At 66.2% G+C, this 18,620-nt stretch carries 14 protein-coding genes and 1 pseudogene; 8 read left to right on the top strand and 7 right to left on the bottom strand.

Going from position 1 to position 18,620, the window contains the following annotated elements; translation table 11 throughout:
- The first annotated feature begins 77 nt into the window (after positions 1-77).
- Positions 78-830, top strand: coding sequence for an SDR family oxidoreductase (locus tag VSR82_RS28355; RefSeq protein WP_498858261.1), 753 nt, complete (start codon positions 78-80; stop codon positions 828-830).
- Between the two features lie 21 nt (positions 831-851).
- Positions 852-1,223: pseudogene (locus VSR82_RS28350) on the top strand (SDR family NAD(P)-dependent oxidoreductase); the annotation flags it as partial.
- Between the two features lie 85 nt (positions 1,224-1,308).
- Here the strand turns inward: VSR82_RS28350 and VSR82_RS28345 are convergent.
- On the bottom strand, positions 1,309-2,010 hold the full coding sequence (locus tag VSR82_RS28345; RefSeq protein ID WP_410842466.1) for a GntR family transcriptional regulator: 702 nt from the start codon (positions 2,008-2,010) through the stop codon (positions 1,309-1,311).
- A 230-nt stretch (positions 2,011-2,240) separates the two neighbouring features.
- On the opposite strand from VSR82_RS28345, the gene VSR82_RS28340 reads away from it, so the two are divergent.
- From VSR82_RS28340 to VSR82_RS28325, 4 genes are read left to right on the top strand one after another with little or no spacing between them, the layout of a single operon-like run.
- Positions 2,241-3,536: an MFS transporter gene (locus VSR82_RS28340; protein WP_429455536.1), complete on the top strand. Its 1,296-nt coding sequence runs from the start codon at positions 2,241-2,243 to the stop codon at positions 3,534-3,536.
- 43 nt (positions 3,537-3,579) lie between these two features.
- On the top strand, positions 3,580-4,308 hold the full coding sequence (locus VSR82_RS28335; RefSeq protein WP_429455535.1) for a maleate cis-trans isomerase family protein: 729 nt from the start codon (positions 3,580-3,582) through the stop codon (positions 4,306-4,308).
- A 10-nt stretch (positions 4,309-4,318) separates the two neighbouring features.
- Complete coding sequence (hydA, locus tag VSR82_RS28330; RefSeq protein ID WP_429455534.1) at positions 4,319-5,734, top strand: dihydropyrimidinase; 1,416 nt, start codon at positions 4,319-4,321, stop codon at positions 5,732-5,734.
- A 13-nt stretch (positions 5,735-5,747) separates the two neighbouring features.
- On the top strand, positions 5,748-6,500 hold the full coding sequence (locus VSR82_RS28325; protein ID WP_429455533.1) for an aspartate/glutamate racemase family protein: 753 nt from the start codon (positions 5,748-5,750) through the stop codon (positions 6,498-6,500).
- A 12-nt stretch (positions 6,501-6,512) separates the two neighbouring features.
- Here the strand turns inward: VSR82_RS28325 and VSR82_RS28320 are convergent, their stop codons facing one another.
- On the bottom strand, positions 6,513-8,486 hold the full coding sequence (locus VSR82_RS28320) for an AI-2E family transporter (RefSeq protein WP_429455532.1): 1,974 nt from the start codon (positions 8,484-8,486) through the stop codon (positions 6,513-6,515).
- A 143-nt stretch (positions 8,487-8,629) separates the two neighbouring features.
- On the bottom strand, positions 8,630-9,910 hold the full coding sequence (locus VSR82_RS28315) for a DUF445 domain-containing protein (protein ID WP_429455531.1): 1,281 nt from the start codon (positions 9,908-9,910) through the stop codon (positions 8,630-8,632).
- Between the two features lie 210 nt (positions 9,911-10,120).
- Between VSR82_RS28315 and VSR82_RS28310 the strand changes: the two genes are divergently transcribed.
- Positions 10,121-11,323: a metallophosphoesterase family protein gene (locus tag VSR82_RS28310; protein ID WP_368624037.1), complete on the top strand. Its 1,203-nt coding sequence runs from the start codon at positions 10,121-10,123 to the stop codon at positions 11,321-11,323.
- The gene (locus VSR82_RS28305) at positions 11,320-13,941 is read left to right on the top strand and encodes an AAA family ATPase (RefSeq protein ID WP_498858260.1); all 2,622 of its coding nucleotides are present in this window, start codon (positions 11,320-11,322) and stop codon (positions 13,939-13,941) included. The genes VSR82_RS28310 and VSR82_RS28305 overlap by 4 nt, the downstream gene beginning before the upstream one ends.
- 34 nt (positions 13,942-13,975) lie before the next feature.
- Here VSR82_RS28305 and cobJ read toward each other — a convergent pair whose 3' ends face one another.
- Genes cobJ through cobG form a run of 4 tightly spaced genes read right to left on the bottom strand, consistent with a single transcriptional unit; the run spans position 13,976 to position 18,562 of the window.
- The gene (gene cobJ / locus VSR82_RS28300; RefSeq protein WP_498858274.1) at positions 13,976-15,730 is read right to left on the bottom strand and encodes a precorrin-3B C(17)-methyltransferase; all 1,755 of its coding nucleotides are present in this window, start codon (positions 15,728-15,730) and stop codon (positions 13,976-13,978) included.
- A complete protein-coding gene (locus VSR82_RS28295) occupies positions 15,727-16,470 on the bottom strand; it encodes a precorrin-2 C(20)-methyltransferase (RefSeq protein WP_368583669.1) in 744 nt (247 codons plus the stop codon). The genes cobJ and VSR82_RS28295 overlap by 4 nt, the downstream gene beginning before the upstream one ends.
- Positions 16,471-17,097 (bottom strand): precorrin-8X methylmutase, encoded by a 627-nt coding sequence (locus VSR82_RS28290; protein WP_429455529.1) that lies wholly within the window; start codon positions 17,095-17,097, stop codon positions 16,471-16,473. It abuts the gene before it with no gap.
- Entirely contained in the window at positions 17,090-18,562 is a 1,473-nt protein-coding gene (gene cobG / locus VSR82_RS28285; protein ID WP_429457687.1) for a precorrin-3B synthase, read from the bottom strand. Before cobG ends, VSR82_RS28290 begins: the two co-directional genes overlap by 8 nt.
- Between the last annotated feature and the right edge of the window lie 58 nt (positions 18,563-18,620).

The following is an 18,620-nucleotide window of genomic DNA, read 5'->3' as shown; positions in this document are numbered from 1 at the left end:
CGGCGAGCGCTTTCCCTCGATGAAACAGCCGCCAGCCGTCTGCCCGTGCCAACTGACTCATATCTGGAGGATGTCCCATGAAAATCGTCGTAATCGGTGGTTCCGGGCTGATCGGCTCGCGCGTCGTCACGCTGCTCGGCGAGGCGGGTCACGAGGCAATTGCTGCGTCGCCGCGTACCGGTGTGAACGCGGTAACGGGCGAAGGGCTGAGCAACGCGCTCGCGGGCGCGGACGTCGTAGTGGATGTGGCGAACGCGCCTTCCTGGGAGCCTCAGGCGGTGCTCGACTTTTTCCGCACCTCGACGCGCAACCTCGGCAAAGCCGAAGTCGCGGCAGGGGTACGCCATCACGTCGCGCTTTCGATCGTCGGCTGCGAGCGCACGCCGGAAAACGCCTATTTCGTTGCCAAGGTCGCGCAGGAAGAGGCGATCGAGGCGGCGGGCGTGCCCTACACGATCGTGCGCGCGACCCAGTTCATGGAATTCATCGGCGCGATTGCCGATGCCGGCACCGAAGGCGGGACGGTGCGCGTTGGGGACGGACTCTTCCAGCCGATAGCCGCGGATGACGTCGCAGCGATCCTCGCGCAGGTCGCTCTAGCCACGCCACTGAACGGCACCGTGGATATCGCGGGCCCGGACCGTGAACCGTTTGCCGCGATCGTCAGCCGTTATTTGAAGTCTGTCGGCGACCCGCGCGCTGTTGTGACGGATCAGGATGCGCGCTACTTCGGCGGCCACGTCGAGGAACAGTCGCTGGTGCCGCTCGGCGATGCGCGGATTGGCCGCGTGAGTCTGGACCAGTGGCTGGCGCAATCCAAAAAGGGGTGATGTCAGGTTTATGTGAAACCGCAACTCGCGATCGCCGAAATGGAAAGGTATTCGAGCGGCCACGTGATGAGCGTCACCAGTGCCGTCGACGCTGCGAGCAGTGGTGTGTATTCGACACTCGCGGCCCTGACGAAGTGCGGTCTGAACGCTGTCACGAAGTCGCTGGCGATCGAGTACGCGAGCCAAGGGATTCGCGTGAATGCCGTCGCGCCGGGGATCATCAAGTCACCCATGCACGGGCCGGAAACCCATCAGGCGCTGGGCGCCTTTCACCCGCTGGGACGCATGGGCGAGATGAGCGATATCGCCGACGCGATTCTCTTCCTTGATTCCGCACCGTTCATCACGGGAGAAATTCTGCACGTCGACGGCGGTCAGAGCGCCGGTCGCTAGCCTTGCGCGGGCACCGTGAGGCGGTGCCCACGTCCAATGTCTGCACCCACGGCGTTCAAGCCAATGCGGGTTTCACAGACCTTCATTACTCGTTCCCTTTTGCGGTTTCGAGCACTTTCATCACTTCCGCGGCGGTGTGTTCCGAATGCTCGCGCAGTAAGCGGGCGAGGCATGCTCCATCGCGTCTGGATAGCGCGTCCAGTATTTCACTGTGTTCGCCGAGGGACTCGGCCCAACGCAGCACATCGGCATTAGCCGCACCTCTCGCGCGGTGAATCTTGCTCATCAACGATGCGTACATGTCAGATAACACCGGATTGCCGGCGACGTCGACGATGTGCTGATGCACTTTCTGGTTCGCGCGGTAGTAGGCCGTACGCTTGCCTTCGCGGTGGTACGTCTCCATGGTGCGATGGCGCTCCATCAGCACCTTCATCTGCTTGTCGTCGATGCGCTGCGCCGCGAGCCGTCCGGCCGTTTCCTCCAGTCCATGCAGCACTTCGAAGATGGCGGCAATCTCGGCCTTGTTGATCGGTGCGACCTGAAAGCCCATGTGCTGCCGGTGGGTCACATACCCCTCGGTCACGAGCGTTTTGAGCGCCTCGCGTACCGGCGTTCTCGAGATGTCGAACCGCTCGCACAGCGCTTTCTCGTCGATATGCTCGCCGGGCGCCAATTCACCTTCGAGAATCATCTCGCGCAACCGCTCGGCGATTGCCGCGTACATACCCGTGCCGCGCAGGCTGACGCGCTTGCGTGTATCAGCCGGTAGTGAATTCATGTCCATGTCGCCTGTTTCCGTTTTTGCATCTTCGGTCTTCGCTTAATTGTCTTACAGCTTCGGCCGACTATCTACAGAAAATAAAAAAAGTATTGAAATCAAAGAAATACAGCGCTTGTAATCCATAATTAGGCATCATATACTGCGCTTGCGCATGCAGCGCACTGGTCCCGGAGCGATCCCGGACACAGACATGAGACCCCAAAGCCATGATCAGGCGAACGGAGGAGACACAGATGCAAACCGTAAATGCGGCCGTGCAGGCCGAGGTCAGGACCGGCGTACGCTGGAAAATCTTCCTGATCATGCTGATGCTGATTTCGATCAACTATGTGGACCGGGCCTCGCTGTCCGTCGCGATGCCCCTCATCGCCAAGGAGTTTCATATCGCCCCGGCAGTGCAGGGACTGATCCTCAGTTCGTTCTTCTGGACCTACGCGTTCATGCAGATTCCAGGGGGCATGCTGGCTGACCGTTTCAAACCGCGCATCGTGATCGCCTGTGCGACGTTGTTCTGGGGCTTCTTCCAGGGCATTGCCGCGGTCTGCACGTCGGCGACCGCGCTGATCTTCACGCGGCTGGGGCTGGGCGCTGCCGAAGCACCGATCTATCCGGCGGGCGGCAAGCTCAACGCGATGTGGATGACGCGGCACGAACGCGGCCGCGGGGCGACGCTGCTCGACGGCGGCGCGCCGTTGGGAGCGGCACTCGGCGCGGTGATCATCTCCGGGCTGATCAGCGAATTCGGATCGTGGCGCACTTCCTTCGTGGTGGCCGGTATCGGAACCATGCTCGCCGGCCTGTTTGCCTGGTACTACATCCGCAACAACCCGCGTGAGCATCCGGCCGTGAATCAGGCCGAAGCCGAGTATCTCGAAGCGGCGCTGCAGGAAGAGCACCTCAGCGAGCCGGTTCATGCCAGCGGCCGCAGCCTGGATTTTTTCCGGTATCGCTCGGTGTGGGGTATGTTCTTTGGCTGGATGTGCTTCAACTCGCTGTTTTACGGCCTGCTCACCTGGATGCCGAACTATCTGAACAAGGTTCACGGCTTCAACATCCAGCAGATGGGCGGAGCCAGTTTCGCGATCTTCTTCAGCGGCTTCGTCGGCGAACTGATCGGCGGCTGGATCGCCGACAAGTGGAAGGCGGCGGGCGGTTCGCCCAACCGCGTGATGCGCACGCTGTTCGGAATCGCCGCGGTGGCGGCAACCGTGTCGATCTTCTCGGTCGCCTATGTCGGGAATGCCGCGGCGGTGGTGGTATTGCTGGCGTCCACGTTGTTCTTCCTGCGCTGGTGCGGTCTTTACTGGTGCCTGCCGTCCATCCTCGGGACACGCGACAAGGTCGGCTTTCTCGGCGGTTTCATGAACCTGGGCGGCAATATCGGCGGCGTTCTGGTTCCGATCATCGTCGGCCTGATCGTGCAGGCCACCGGTTCGTATTTTCTGGCGCTGATGTTTTTCGCCGCAGCAGGCGGAGGGCTCCTCGTCTGTTCGACGCTGATCGACTACGAACGCAAATTGCCCGTCTAAGCCGGACTTTCTTCACCCTTAACACTTGATTGCTGACTTCATCATGAGCAAACGCGTCATGCTCGGCATGCTTACCCCGTCGTCCAACACCGCGCTCGAACCGATCACAAGCGCGATGATGGCCCAGTTGCCAGGTGTCAGTGCCCATTTTTCCCGCTTCAAGGTCACCGAAATCTCGCTATCCGGGCAGGCGCTCGGGCAGTTCGACACCACCAACATCATTCAGGCCGCGCGGCTGCTGGCCGACGCCAAGGTCGACGTGATCGCATGGAACGGCACCTCGTCCGGCTGGCTCGGTTTCGAGACCGACCGCCGCCTGTGCCGCGAAATCCAGGAAGCGACCGGCATTCCCGCAACCACGTCGGTACTGGCGCTGAACGAGATTCTGGACAAGACCGGCGTGAAGAAATTCGGCCTGGTCAGTCCGTATCTGAAGGATGTCCAGCAGAAGATCGTCGCCAATTACCGCGACAGCGGCATCGACTGCTCATCCGAAAACCACCTCGGCCTGAAGGTGAACTTCGAGTTCTCCGAGGTAAGCGAAGAGACGCTGCGCGCACAGATCCGCGATGTCGCCGAGCACCGGCCGGAAGCGATCGTCACTTTCTGCACCAACCTGCACGCAGCGCATCTGGCCTCGGAAGTGGAGCGGCACCACGGTGTCCCGCTCTACGACACGATCTCCACCGTGGTGTGGAAATCGTTGAAGCTCGCTGGCTACGATACGACCCGGCTTGCAAGCTGGGGCCGCCTGTTCTCCGAAGTCCTTTGAGAGGACCGTCATGACAACCATGTACGACCTGGTAATCCGCAACGCTGACGTGGTAACCGCGTCCGAGCGCTTCAATTGCGATATTGGCGTGAAGGACGGCATCGTCGTCGCGCTGGGCCGTAATCTCGACGCGGGCAGGCGCGAGATCGACGCGACCGGCCTGCTGGCGTTGCCCGGCGGCATCGACGCGCACTGCCATCTCGATCAACCCATGCCGGACGGGCTGAAGATGGCGGACGACTTCAACAGCGGCACCCGTGCTGCCGTGTGCGGCGGGACCACGACCGTGATCCCGTTCGCCGCGCAGGCAAAAGGGCAATCGCTGAAAGCCGCGGTGGCCGACTACCATCGCCGCGCCGAAGGCCGCGCGGTCACCGACTACGCGTTCCACCTGATCGTCTCCGATCCGACGCCCGAGGTGCTGGAACGCGAGCTCCCGGAATTGATCGCCGCTGGTTACACGTCGTTCAAGATCTATATGACCTACGACGATCTCAAGCTCAGCGACCGCGAGATCCTCGAGGTGATGGATGTGGCGCGCCGCAACCAGGCGCTGGTCATGGTGCATGCCGAGAATTCGGATTGCATCGCGTGGCTGACCGACCGGCTCACCGAAGCCGGCAAGCACGCGCCGAAGTATCACGCGCTGTCGCGCCCGGCGGTGGTCGAGCGGGAAGCGACGCATCGGGCGATCGCGTTCTCCGAACTGGTCGTCGTGCCGATTCTGATCGTGCATGTGTCGGGCCAGGACGCGATCGAACAGATCGAATGGGCGCAGCAGCGCGGCCTGAACATCTACGCCGAGACCTGCCCGCAATACCTTTACCTGACGGCCGAAGATCTCGGCCACGAGGACGGCTATCACGGCGCCAGGTGCGTTTGCAGTCCGCCGCCACGCGACTCGTCCAGCCAGAAGGCCGTGTGGAGCGCATTAAAGCGCGGCGTATTCAGCGTCTTCTCGTCCGACCACGCGCCGTTCTCATACGACGATCCGCAGGGCAAAAAGCCCGGTGGCGAGGAAGTGTCGTTCGAGCACATCCCGAACGGCATCCCCGGCATCGAAACCCGCCTGGCGCTACTGTTCGATGGCGTGAACCGCGGGAAGCTGTCGTTGCACAAGTTCGTCGAACTGACGTCGCTGAATCCCGCGAAGCTGTACGGCCTCTATCCGCGCAAGGGGACGATCGCCGTCGGCGCCGACGCCGACATCGTGCTTTGGGACCCGCTCAAGCAGATCACCATTGCGAACGACGCGCTGCATCACAACGTCGACTACACGCCGTACGAGGGACGCACCGTCCAGGGTTGGCCGAAGCACTGTCTGTCACGCGGCGAACTGCTGGTCGAGAGCGGGCGCTATCTCGAGCCGGAAGCGGGCCGGGGCCGCTTTCTGGCCGCTGGCAAGCCCCAGTACGTCGACCTCTGAAGTGGAGAGCAGTATGAAGATCCTGGTGATCAATCCGAATATCTCCGAAAGTGTATCGGCGCTGATCCGGACGGAGGCGCAACGCAGTGCTTCACCTGATACCGAGATCGAGGTTGCGACCGCGCCGTTCGGCGTTGCCTACATCGAGACCCGCTTCGAAGCGCTGGTCGGCGCGTACGCGAGCGCGTGCGTGGCGGCCGAACGCCATGGCAGCTACGATGGTGTGGTGGTCGCGGCGTTCGGCGATCCGGGCCTGCAGGGCATCAAGGAACTGCTCGACGTGCCGGTAGTCGGGCTGACCGAGTCGGCATTGCTGACTGCGGCAGCGCTCGGGCAGCGCTTCTCGATCATCGCGATCTCGCCGCGAATCAAGGCGTGGTACCGCGAGACTGTCGAGCGCAGTCATCTGGCGAGCCGGCTCGCCAGCATCCGCGCGCTCGACGAGCCGTTGCGCGATATCGGCAGCGTGCAGCAGGATCACGCAGCGAGACTGAAGGCGCTGTGCAATCAGGTCGTCGACGATGACGGCGCCGACGTCATCATCATCGCTGGGGCGCCGCTAGCGGGTCTCGCACGTGAGATACGTGACGAATTGCCGGTGCCGGTGGTCGATGGTGTGTCGAGTTCGATTACGCAGCTCGAGGGCCTTATCCGGTTAGGTCCGAAAAAGGCGACGAAGGGCAGTTTCGCCCAGCCGCCAGTCAAGCCGAATCGGGGTCTGCCCGAGCCGCTGGAGCGATTGCTGAGCAGCGAGCAGACGCGTTGATCCAGCGCGGCCTCAGCCCGCGCTGGCCGCCTGCGATTGCTGTCGCATGGGCTGCCCGCTCGTCGCCGCGTGACATGCCTGGATCATCGCGCGGAACGTCGGCGACGCATGCAGCTCGCCGCCCGCATCGAGTTCGGCGCTGTCGTCCGGCGCGTCGCCGACGCCGACCACCAGCGTCGCGCGCGGCCGCCATTCGCGCGTGCGCCGCAGCATGTTGCGCAGATACGGCGGCGACTCGGGCGCGTCGAGCGACACGATGCAGATGATCGAGGTGTCCTTGAAGCTCGGCTCATCGGCGCGCGCGCTGCGATAGCCCGAGTGCGTCGCCATCAGCGGCGCGAAACCCTGGCGGTTCAAGAGTTGCACGGCGATGGCCGTCGTCACTTCGTCGAATGCGCCGCGGCCGGGCACGCACAACACTGCGACCTTGCTCGCTTCGTCCGACTGTGGCGAGCGCGACCGCAGATCGCTGCCGTAGCGCTCCGAGGCGCCCGCGCCCGGCGACGCGAGGTCCGGCGCCCCGGCAAGCAGCGCATTGCCCGTGTCAGCCGGTTCGACTGGTGACAGCGTGTCGCGCAGCCCGTCGGCGATTTCGAGGTTCTCGACGATATCGGCGAGCGCGTCATTGATCCGCTGCAACTGCTCGGGCATCAGCACGCCGCGCTGCGCGTCGTTGCGCGCGAGCCGCAGGCCTTCGAGCGCGACCTTGTCGTAGTAGTCGATCAGCGACATCTCGCGCAGCAGCCGTTCGGCCTGCACGATCGCCTCGTGCGGATCGTCGGCGAGCAGGCGCTGATAGAAGTTCTGCGCGGGCGTCAGCGCGGGCTGATCGCCGAGCAGCACGGTCAGGAAGTTCAAGCGGTCCGCGTAGCGCCCGAGCGTGACGACGCACAGCGTGAGCGGGGTCGACAGCACGAGGCCGATCGGCCCCCATAGCCAGCTCCAGAAAATCGCCGCGACCACCACCGCGAGCGGCGACAGGCCCGAGCGATGACCGTACAGCAGCGGCTCGGCGATCTGCCCGGCGACCACGTCGACGACGATGAACAGGATCAGCGTGAGGACCGCCATCGTCCATTGCGGCTGGATCGCGGCCGCGAGAAACACCGCGAGGATCGCCGCGATCCAGATGCCGATGTATGGCACGAAGCGCAGCAAAGCGGCGATCACGCCGAACAGCAGCGCACCCGGTACGCCGATGATCGCGAGCCCGATCGCGATGATGCCGCCCGCGCTCAGATTCACGCCGAGCTGCGCGACGAAATAGCGTGACAGGCGCCCGGCGGCGTCGTTGATCGCGGTGGTCGTGCGGTGCAGATCGCGAGAGCCGAACAGGCTGATCAGACGGTCGCGCAAATCCTCGCGCTGCAACAGGATGAAGATCGTCACGACGAGCACGATGAAGGTCGTCTCGATCGGCGCGATGGCCGGGGTCAGCGCGCGCTGCGCGAGCTGCACCGGCGTCGGCGCGGGCTCGTGCACCTCAACCTGTTGCGGCACCTGCGGCGCGTTGCGCGCGGCGCGGCCGGTCGGGCGCGGCGGCGCGGGACGCGACGGCGCCATGCGCTGCAGCGCGCTGGCGGCGCTGCTCATCAGCGAATCGGCGCGGCCCACGGTTTTTTCCTGCACCGTTTCGATCTTCTGCTCGATCGCTTCCTGGTACTGCGGCAGCGCGTTCGCGAGCTGCACCAGCTGCGCGCCGATCAGCGCACCGACCGCGAGCAGCGACGCGAGAGCGAACAGCACCGCGATGAAGATGGACGGCAACTGGCCCATGTGCAGACGCCGCAGCATCTGCACGAGCGGCGCGAGCAGGAAGCTCAGCAGCACCGACAACGTGATCGGAATCAGCACCTCCCGGCCGAAGTACAGCGCGCACACCACCACCACGCCGGTGATCAGCGACACGAGGCCATGCAGGCCCGGCGTGCCCGGCGGATAAACGCGATTGGGGCGCCCATGCGGCGGCGGCAGCGATATTTTCATGTAAACACAATTCCGGTTGGGACGCGTTGACGACCGAGCGGAGCACTGGTCGTCCGCAAGACATATGCCCGAATTGTAGGCGGTTTGGTGCGAGCAGGGCTCACGCGCGGCTACGTGTCGGGTGGCTCGATGAGCGCGAATCGTCAGCCTACATGCACCCGCAACATCTCCAGCAACTGCGAGCTCACGTACAGCAGCAAGCCGATAAATCCTCCGACGATCGTCCCATTGATGCGGATGTACTGCAGATCCTTGCCGATATTCATCTCGACCTGGCGTGACATCTCATGGGCGTCCCAGTTCTTCACGGTATCGCTGATATGGCGCGTGAGGAACTGCGCGAAGTCGGGCGCCATCGCGCGCGCGGCTTCTTCGAGGTGATCGTTCAGCGATTGCCGCAGCGCTGGATCGCGCGCGAGTTCGCGACCGACCCACGCGCCCATCGCGGCGACACGCGCATGCAGTGCCGAGTCGGTGCTTTGCAGGTCGCGCTTGAGCCACGCGCGCAGTTCGCCCCACATGTCCTTCACGTAGCTGCTGAAAGCCTCCCCTTCGACCAGATAGCGCTTCAGCGCTTCGCCCTGTTGCAGGAAAACCGGATCGGTCTTCAGCCGCACGATCAGCTTCTGCACCACCCGGTCGAACCTGTCGCGCAACTCGTGCGTGGGGTTCTCGGCGATCTGTTCGAGCATACGGTTCGCGGCGCTCGCGATCGCTTCGGCGCCCTTGTCGCCGATCCACGCCGACGGCAGAAACTTCTCGACCGTCGGATACTCGCTTTTCACCCAATCGACGATGCGCGCGGCAATGAACTCGCGCGCCGGCGCCTCGCGCAGCACCGCGATCACCTGATCGATCGCGGTGTCGAGCAGTTCCTGATGACGGCCGTCGCGCGTCAGCGTGTCGAGGACCGCGCCGAGCGACTGCGACAGATCGACCTTCGCGAGAACGTCGCGCAGGCCGTCCTTGATGAAGTTCTGGATGCGCGCGTCGTCGGCCACCTCGAGGATGCCGCCGGTGAGGCGCACCACGTAGTCGCCGAGACGCGCGGTGTTGGCCGATTCGCCGAGCCACGTGGTGATGGTCTGCGCCGGATCGTGCCGGCGGATCAGACCGACCAGCGACGGCACGTCGAGAAACTTGTCCTGCACGAAGTGCGCGAGGTTGTCGGCGATCTTGTGCTTGTTGCGCGGGATGATCGCGGTGTGCGCGGACACGACCGGAATCGGCACGCGCCGAAACAGCGCCGCGACCGCGAACCAGTCGGCGAGCGCGCCGACCATCGCGGCCTCGGCGACGGCCTTGATGCCGTCGACCCACAGGCCGCGCGGCAGGAACGCGGTGACGACGAAAACGCAGGCGGCCGCAAGCAGCAGCAGTAAAGGCGTGCGCTTGGCCTTCTTCAGTTCGGTGGTCTTGTCCATCGGGCGCGGTTGATCGTGTCGGGCGGCGGGCGGCTGAAAGGTGGGCGGGGCAGCCGGTTCGGTTGCAATGATGCGGTACGGCCCGCGCACGCGTCCAGCCTGGATACGCGCATGCAATACGCGCCGGGGCTTCGGCAAGGTAACATTCGCGGTTGGGCTCGTCGTCGAACCTCACGCAAGACGGCGCAACGCAATCGCAATGGAGGCACAGTGATCAGGTTTCTGCACACCGCGGATTGGCAGATCGGCACGCAGTTCGGTCAGTTCGAACCGGACGAGGCCGCGCATCTCGCTCAAGCTCGCTTCGACACCGTGCGCCGCATCGCCGAAGAAGCGGCCGCGCGCAACGTCGACGCGGTGCTCGTCGCGGGCGACGTGTTCGACCTGCAGACGGTGTCGGACACCGTGATCCGTCGTTTGTTCGGCGCACTGCAAGCGTTTTCCGGAACCTGGATCATGCTGCCGGGCAATCACGACGCGGCGCTCGTCGAAAGCGTTTGGACCCGCGCGCAGCGGCTCAATTGCGTGCCGCCGAACGTGCGCGTCGTGCTCGAAACCGGCGTCGTGCTGCTCGATGCGTGCCGTTGCGCGCTGCTGTGCGCGCCGCTCACGCAGCGCATCACCTACGACGACACCACCGCATTCTTCGATTCCACCGAGACGCCGCCCGGCTATCACCGCGTGGGGCTTGCGCATGGCAGCGTCGGCGGCATCCTGCAGGAGGGCATCGATTCGTCGAACCCGATCGCGCCGACGCGCGCCGTGAGCGCGCGGCTCGACTATCTGGCGCTCGGCGACTGGCACGGCCATCTGCGCGTCGACGAACGCACCTGGTACGCGGGCACGCACGAACAGGACCGTTTCCGCTCGAACGAACCGGGCTTCGTGCTCGACGTCACGATAAGCGAGCCGGGAGCGTCGCCGCAGGTCGAGGCGGTGCGAGTCGGGCAATACCGCTGGCATCGCTGGGATGAGACGATTTCGGTGCCGACCGACATCGACGCACTGAAAGCCCGCCTCGCCGAGCTCGGCGCGAATGACGTGCTGCGCATCGAGGTCGGCGGCACCGCGGCGCTTGCCGATGCCGAGGCGCTGCATGTCGCGGTCGAAGAGGCTCGCGCGTGCGTGCGCGCGTTGCGTGCCGATCTGAGCAGCCTGCACGTGCTGCCCACCGCCGACGATCTCGCCGAACTCGGCGCGCAAAGCGGCTATCTCGCGAAGGTGGTCGCGCGGCTGCGCGCCTTGCAGGAAGACGCACAGGCCGATCCGCAACAGGCGCGGCGCGCGGCGGAAGCGTTGCTGCTGCTGGCGCGCTTTCAGCGCGAACAGTGGCACCGCGATTCCCATGCCGCACCACCCGCGCAGGCGCGCGATCGGCAACCTGAAGCGCCGCGTGAAGGAGCCTGTGCATGAAGCTGCAACGTATCGCGATTCAGGAATTCAGGCAGTTCGGCGGGCAGCTCGTGATCGACGATCTGCAGCCCGGTCTCAACCTGTTCGTCGGCCCGAACGAGGCCGGCAAAAGCACGATTGCCGAAGCGGTGCGCACGGTGTTCCTCGAACGCTACAAGGCCTCGCATCTGAAGGACCTGTTGCCGTGGGGACTCGCGAACGGGCAGCCGTCGGTCGAGGTCAGCTTCGAGCTCGATGGGGTAGCGTGCCGTCTGTCGAAGCAGTTCGTGTCGCGTCAGCGCTGCGAGCTGAGGATCGGTCAGGCCGTGTATAGCGAGGACGAAGCCGAAGACAAGCTCGCCGCGCTGCTCGGCTTCTCGCGCGCGGCGCGCGGTCCGATGAAAGCCGAGAACGCCGGCGTGCCGGGTCTGTTGTGGGTGCAGCAAGGCGGCACGCAGGAGATGCGCGATTCGACCGGGCACGCGGCGCAGTATCTGCGCGACGCGCTCACGCAACTGTCGGGCGGCCGCGAAGCGGGCGGCGAGGACGCGCTGATCGCGGCCGTGCAGCGCGAGCTGCGGCAACTGCTGACCGCGCGCACGCAGAAGTCCACCGGGCCGCTCGCCGAGGCGGAGCAGAAGCTCGCCGCGCTGATCGCGAGCCGCGACGAGTTGCGACAGCAGCGCCAGCAGTTCGACGACAACATCGCGCGGCTCGCCTCACAACAGCAGGCGTTCGACGACGCCGAGCGCCGGCGTCCGTGGGAGCTTCACGAGCAGAAGGCCGCGCTCGCGCAGCAACGCGCCGTGGCGGTCGAGCAACTCGAACGCGGTCTCGAAGGGCTCGCGCAGTCGCTGAAGATCGGCGAGGCCGAGCTCGCGTTGTCGGTGCAGCAGGAGCGGGGCGCGCTCGAACTCGAAGCGGCCATCGCGCGCGAACGAGAGCAACTCGACGCGGCGCGCGCCGAGGTCGCGGCCGCGCAAACCGCGCATGCGCAGGCGCAAAGCCGCGTGGCGCAATTCGAGCAGGCAGCCGCCGAGGCGAACCGTGCGCTCGAACTCTCGAACGCGGCCGTGACCGCCGCCGATCTGCGCAGCCAGGTCGATTTCTATCGGGCGGAGAGCCAGCGGCTCGAAGCGTCGATCGGCGAGGCGGACAAGGCAAACATGGCGGTGCTGCAGGCCGCGCGCGACGCGGCAGCGCTCGAACTCGACGACGCGCAGTTCAAGCGCCTCGTCGCGCTCGATGGCGAGTTGACCGTGCTGCGCGCGCGGACCGAGGCGGCGATGACGCGCATCGAATACAGCTTGAACGGCGAGTTGCGCGTCGGCGGTGAGACGATCAGCGGCACGGGCGTGCTGCGTGTCGATGAAGAAAAGCGCATCGGCCTCGGCGAGCTTGGCGAATTGCGCGTGATTCCGGGTGTGTCCGATCTGTCCGCGCGATTGTCGGAACTGGCATCGCTCGAAGCGAAGCACGCGCAGTTGCTGCTCACGCTCGGCGTTGCGTCGGTGGCCGATGCGCAGGCGCGTCACGAGCAATGGAAAACGCTGGTCGCGCAACAGAAGAGCCAGGCGAGGATACTCGAGGTCCATGCGCCGCAAGGCATCGATGCGTTGCGCGCGGCGCTGGCATCGACGGCGGCGCGCTTGCAGGCGTCGAGCGAGCGCCTGGCCGGTCTGCCCGACGTGTCGGCGGCGCCGCCGCTCGAGGACGCGCGCCGCAATGCCGACATCGCGCGCGACGCGTTGGAGGCCGCGCGCAAGGTGCTCGCGCAAGCGGCGGGCGCGCAATCCACCGGCGTCGCGAAGGCCGATTCGCTGACGGCGCAACTGCAGCGCAAAGAAGCGCAGCTGAACGACGAAGCGTTCCGGCGCAATCGCGCGCAGTGGCAGGCGCATATCGTCGAGCAGCGCGTGAAGGTCGATGCGCTGAAGAACCAGCGCGGCGAGCGCGAACGCGAACTCGATGCGGCGCGTCTGGACGACCCCGTGGCGGAGGCGAAGCGCTATCGCGCATCGGCGGAACTCGCGCGCAACGAGCAGCATGAGCGTCAACTGCGCATCGCGGAACTGCGTAGCCAGCTCGAAACGATGGGCGCATCGGGCCTTGGCGAACGGCTTGCCGCGCTCGAAGCGCAGGTCGAGCAGGCCACGCGCCGCAAGGACGAACTGAGCCTGCGCGCGAGCGCGCTGAGTCTGCTCGACGAGGTGCTGGTCGACGAACGCGACGCCGCGCTGGCACAACTGCGCGCGCCGTTGACCGAGCGGCTCGGTCATTATCTGAAGCGGATTTTTCCGCAGTCGAGCCTCGCGCTCGGCGACGATCTGATTCCGGCGATGCTCGATCGCGACGGCCGCGCGGAACTGCTCGACGCGCTGAGCTTCGGCACGCGCGAGCAGCTCGGCATCCTGACGCGGCTCGCGTACGCGGACCTGTTGCAGGCCTCAGGCCGGCCCACTCTGCTGATGCTCGACGATGCCGCGGTCCACACCGATGCGGCGCGCCGCGACGCGCTCAAGCGCGTATTGATCGACGCGGCGACGCGGCATCAGATTCTGGTGTTCACGTGTCATCCGGAGTTGTGGGACGACCTGGGCGTCAGGCAGCGGGCGGTGCAGGATTTGAAGGTGGCGTGAGCGGGACGGGCCGGCACCACCCGGTACGGCCCGCTTACTCGTACCACCGCGGCGTGTACACCCACTGCGCGCCGTTATCGCCACAAGCGAATTTTCTCGTCAGCGACGACCCGACGATCACCATCGTGCGCATATCCACGTCGGCCGAGCGAAGCTCGCCGAGCGTCACTGTGCGCAACGTGCCGCCAGGCCGGCCGATATCGCGTCCGAGCACCACCTGCGTCGATGGCGCGCGATATTCCCGCACGATATCGAGCGCCTTGTCGAGTTGCCACGGACGCGCGCGCGAAATCGGGTTGTAGAACGCCATCACCAGATCGGCTTGCGCCGCATGGCGCAGGCGGGTTTCGATGATCGTCCACGGCTTCAGGTTGTCCGACAGCGACAGCATGCAGAAGTCGTGGCCGAGCGGGGCGCCGGCCTGCGCCGCGGTCGCGAGCGCGGCCGACACGCCCGGCACGATCGATAGTTCGACGGCCGCCCATGCGTCGTTGCCAGAAGCTTCGAGCGCTTCGAGCACGGCGGCCGCCATCGCGAACACGCCGGGGTCGCCCGACGACACCATCACGACCGAGCGGCCTTCGCTCGCGAGCTCGAACGCGTGTCGCGCGCGCTGCATTTCCTCGCGATTGTCGGTGCCGTGCACGCGCTGATCGGCGCGCAGCGGGCCGGCCATTTTCACGTAGGTGTCGTAGCCGAGGATGTCGGTCGCTTCGTTCAACGCGGTGCGCGCGGCCGGGACCATCAGTTCGGCGCAACCGGGGCCGAGGCCGATCACGGTCAGGCGGCCGCGGGCACGGCCGAGCGTCACTGGGTCGATGGCGAGCGGGGAGAGAGCGAGCGCGACGTTCGGATGAGCGTCGTCGTGCAGCGTTTCGTGGGGGACACGTAGCGCGGTCTGCAGCAAGCGTGCGGCACTCGATTCGCCCGGTTCGGCGCTGGTATCGGAGAAGCGTAGCGGCACATCGAGAAGCCGTGCCGCTTGCGCAAGCGCCGGGTCGGCCATGCCCGTCGATGGCGCGAGCAAGGCCGCGAGCGAAAGCATCGCGAGACCGTGCCCTTTCAGTGCCGCGCGCACGCGTGCGACGATCGCATCGGCGGACTCGGCATCGTCGCTGACGACAGCCGCCACCACGCTGCGCGGATGAATCACGAGCTCGTCTTCGCGCCCCTCCCACGCGCGCGGCGTCACGCGAATCGCGAGACGTGCCGACTCCGAGCGCGGCAGTTGCGCGTCGTCGAGCCACGGCGCGTCGCCTTCGATGCGCGTGCTTTCGCCCGCCAGCAGATCCGACACGAAGCGCTTGCCCTGGCCGAGATCGGCGAGCGCATAGCCATCGGGCGGATTGAGCACGCAGGTGCCGAAACGCAATTCACCGCTCGTCGTGATCGCGGGCTGCACCGCCAACGCGGCGGCGATGTCGCGCGCCATCAGGTTGACGCCCGCGAGGCCGCCGAGCAGCGGCACGACCGCGCTGCCGTCCTCGGCGAGCGCGAGCACCGGCGGCTCGGCGCCTTTGTTCGACAGCAGCGGCGCGAGGCAGCGAATTACGATGCCGGCCGCGCACAACGCGACGATCGGCGTGCCGCGCGCATACAGCTCGCGCAGATGCGTGCCGAGTTCGCTGTACGAGACGTCGGCCTCGACGCGGCCTTGCAGCGCGTGGACCTGGCAATCAGGAGCAACGCCCGCTGCGATATGCGCGCCACGCTCGACATACAGCGCCTGAATCCGCCGCGCCGTCGCGAGCGCGCCCGTACCGAGAATCACGATCGCGGGCGCGTTCATCCTTGCCATTTCTGCCCCGGCACGACCAGCAGCGAAAAATACGGCGATGCCATCGGATCGACTTCGGCGAGCGGCACGATGCGCTGATTGCGCATCGTCGCGCGCTCGACGTACAGCGCGCGCTGCGCGAGTCCGAGTTCGTCGAGCACGCGCCGCACCTTGTCGAAATTGCGGCCTAGTTTCATGATGACCGCCGCGTCGGCATCGGCCAGACGGCGGCGCAATTCGTCTTCGGGCAACACGCCCGACAGCACCGACAAGCTCTGATTGCGATACACGAGCGGCGCGCCGAGCACCGCCGCACCGCCGAGCATCGAGCACACGCCGGGCACTACTTCACTGTCGTAGCGCGCCGCGAGCCGGTCGTGCAGATACATGTACGAGCCGTAGAAGAACGGATCGCCTTCGCAGACCACGGCGACGTCACGGCCCGCGTCGAGATGGCCGGCGACGACTTCGGCGGCGGTGTCGTAGAAGTCCGCGATGATCGCTTCGTACGACAGCGGCGGCTCGAGCGCTTCGGTCGTGACCGGATAGACGAGCGGCAGATGCTGCTGCGCGTCGTGCAGATGCGCCTCGATGATGCCGAACGCGTTGCCCTTCTTGCCCTTCGCGACGAAATACGCGACCACCGGCGCCGCTTTAAGCAGCCGCAGCGCCTTCAAGGTCAGCAATTCCGGGTCACCGGGACCGACGCCGATGCCGTATAGCCTTCCGCGGCTCGTTAGCTGGCTCGTCATTTATTCGACCTCCGTCGCAAGCGCGTTGACCGCGGCGGCGGCCATCGCGCTGCCGCCGCGCCGTCCATGCACCACCACATAGGGGACGCCGCGGCTGTTTTGCGCGAGTGCCGCTTTCGATTCCGCCGCGCCGACGAAGCCGACCGGAAAGCCGAGAATCAGCGCGGGCTTCGGCGCGCCGGCATCGAGCATGTCGAGCAGATGAAACAGCGCGGTCGGCGCATTGCCGATCACGACGACGCTGCCCGCCAGATGCGGACGCCACAATTCGAGCGCGGCGGCCGAGCGCGTGTTGCCGATCTCGCGCGCCATCGCTGGCACATCCGGGTGCGTCAGCGTGCAGATCACTTCGTTGTTCGCGGCGAGCCGCGCGCGCGTAATGCCTTGCGCGACCATGCCCGCGTCGCACAGGATCGGCGCGCCTTGCGCGAGCGCACGGCGGCCCGCGCTGCCGGCGCCGTCGGAGAACGCGAGGTCGTCGATCACGTCGACCATGCCGCACGCGTGGATCACGCGCACCGCGAGTTTTTCGAGGTCGGCGGGGATGCGCGCGAGGTCGGCCTCCGCGCGGATCGTCGCGAACGATTGGCGATAGATCTCCTGACCGTCGCGAATGTAATCAAGCATGGGAAGTACTCCGGGCGAGGCGCGCGAGCAGCGCGGCGGCCTCGTCGATCGTCAGTTGGGGCGCGACACATTGGCCGAATCCGGGGTGATGGTCGTCGCGTCGATAAAGGTCGTAGCGGCCGGGCGCGGCGGCGAGCAGCGTGTACGGCGCGCGATGCGCGGCCGCGCACGAGCGCGGGCAGCCGGTCAGATGCACGTCGACGCCGGCGGGCAAGCGTTCGGCGAGTTGCAGCGCGTCGGTCTTGGTGTCGGCGAGGCCCTTCGCGCAACCGGCCGAACCGGCGCAGGCGATCACATGTGTGATGGCCTGCGCGGGATCGCAGGCGAGGCCGAGTGCGCTCAGCTTCGCGAGTACGGCGGGCACGGCGTTGGTCGCGATGTCGGGCAGCAGCACGCTTTGCCATGGCGTTGCGTGCAGCATGCCGTTGCCGTGTTGTTGCGCGAGCGCGGCGACGTCGCGCAGCGTGGCCGCGTCGATCCGGCCGAGCGGCGGTTGGCCGCCGACGTGCCACATGCCGCCGCCGTGCTGTGCGTGCGCGCCGAGCCGCAATGACGCGTCGGCGGGAATGTGGCGTTGCCAGTCGCGCAGCGATGCGTCGCGCGCGAGCGGGAAGTCGACGTAGCGTTGCGCGTGCTGCAGAAGCGCATCGGCGGAGTGCGTGGCGAGCAGGTCGCGCATGCGGGTCGCGTCGGCTGAGGCGAGGTCGAGGAACGTGTGCAGCAACGCGCGCACGAGCACTGGCACGCGCGACGGTGGTGCGGCCGCGAGCGCACTCGTGCCGTTGGCATCGGGATGGTCGCCGGCGTTCGCGTTGTCGCCTGTCGAGCCGGGGCACCCCGCGAGGCCGAACACGAAGCGCACGCCTTCTTCGTCAGCCGACGCCGCGAGCCACACGTCATGCGGATGATCGATTCGCGCGAGTCGTTCGCCGCCGTCGAGCAGCAGCGCGAATTTCGGCGACAACGCGGCGAAGCGCACATCGCTTTGCAGCAGCGTGAGCAGTTCCGCGCACAACGGCGTCGTGTCGATCAGCGCGTGCGGATCGCGGCCGGCGGCGGGGCTGATCATCACGTTGCGGACGTCGTCGGCGTAGCTGAGCGCGTTGGGGGTGGCGATGTGCGGGTCGTTCGCGGCGGCCGGTCCAAGTCCCGCGCCAATCAGCGCTGCGCTCAACGCAGCTTCGTGTCCGCGACGCACGCCGCGCAGTTGCAGATTCGCGCGATTGGTCAACTCGGCGACGCCGTTCGCGTGCCGTGTGCTCGCATCGGCGATCGCGTGTGCCTGCGCCGCGCTCAGCACGCCGCCGGGCAGTTTGATGCGGCAGATGCCGCCGTCGCGCGCGGAGACGATGCGCAGCAACCCCGGACATGCCGAGGACCGCGGTGACGTGACCGCGTGGGACGAAACGGGGGGAGGCGAAGCTCGATTCAATGGGGCACCGGGTTTAGCGTCGCGCGACGGCATGGTGGCGGCCTCGCTGCATGCTGCCCGATGAAGGCCGGCGTGAACCATGCGGCCGAAA

Source organism: Burkholderia sp. JPY481 (genome assembly GCF_038900515.1).
Taxonomy (GTDB): Bacteria; Pseudomonadota; Gammaproteobacteria; order Burkholderiales; family Burkholderiaceae; genus Paraburkholderia; species Paraburkholderia youngii.
This window is presented reverse-complemented; position numbering and strand designations above follow the sequence as displayed.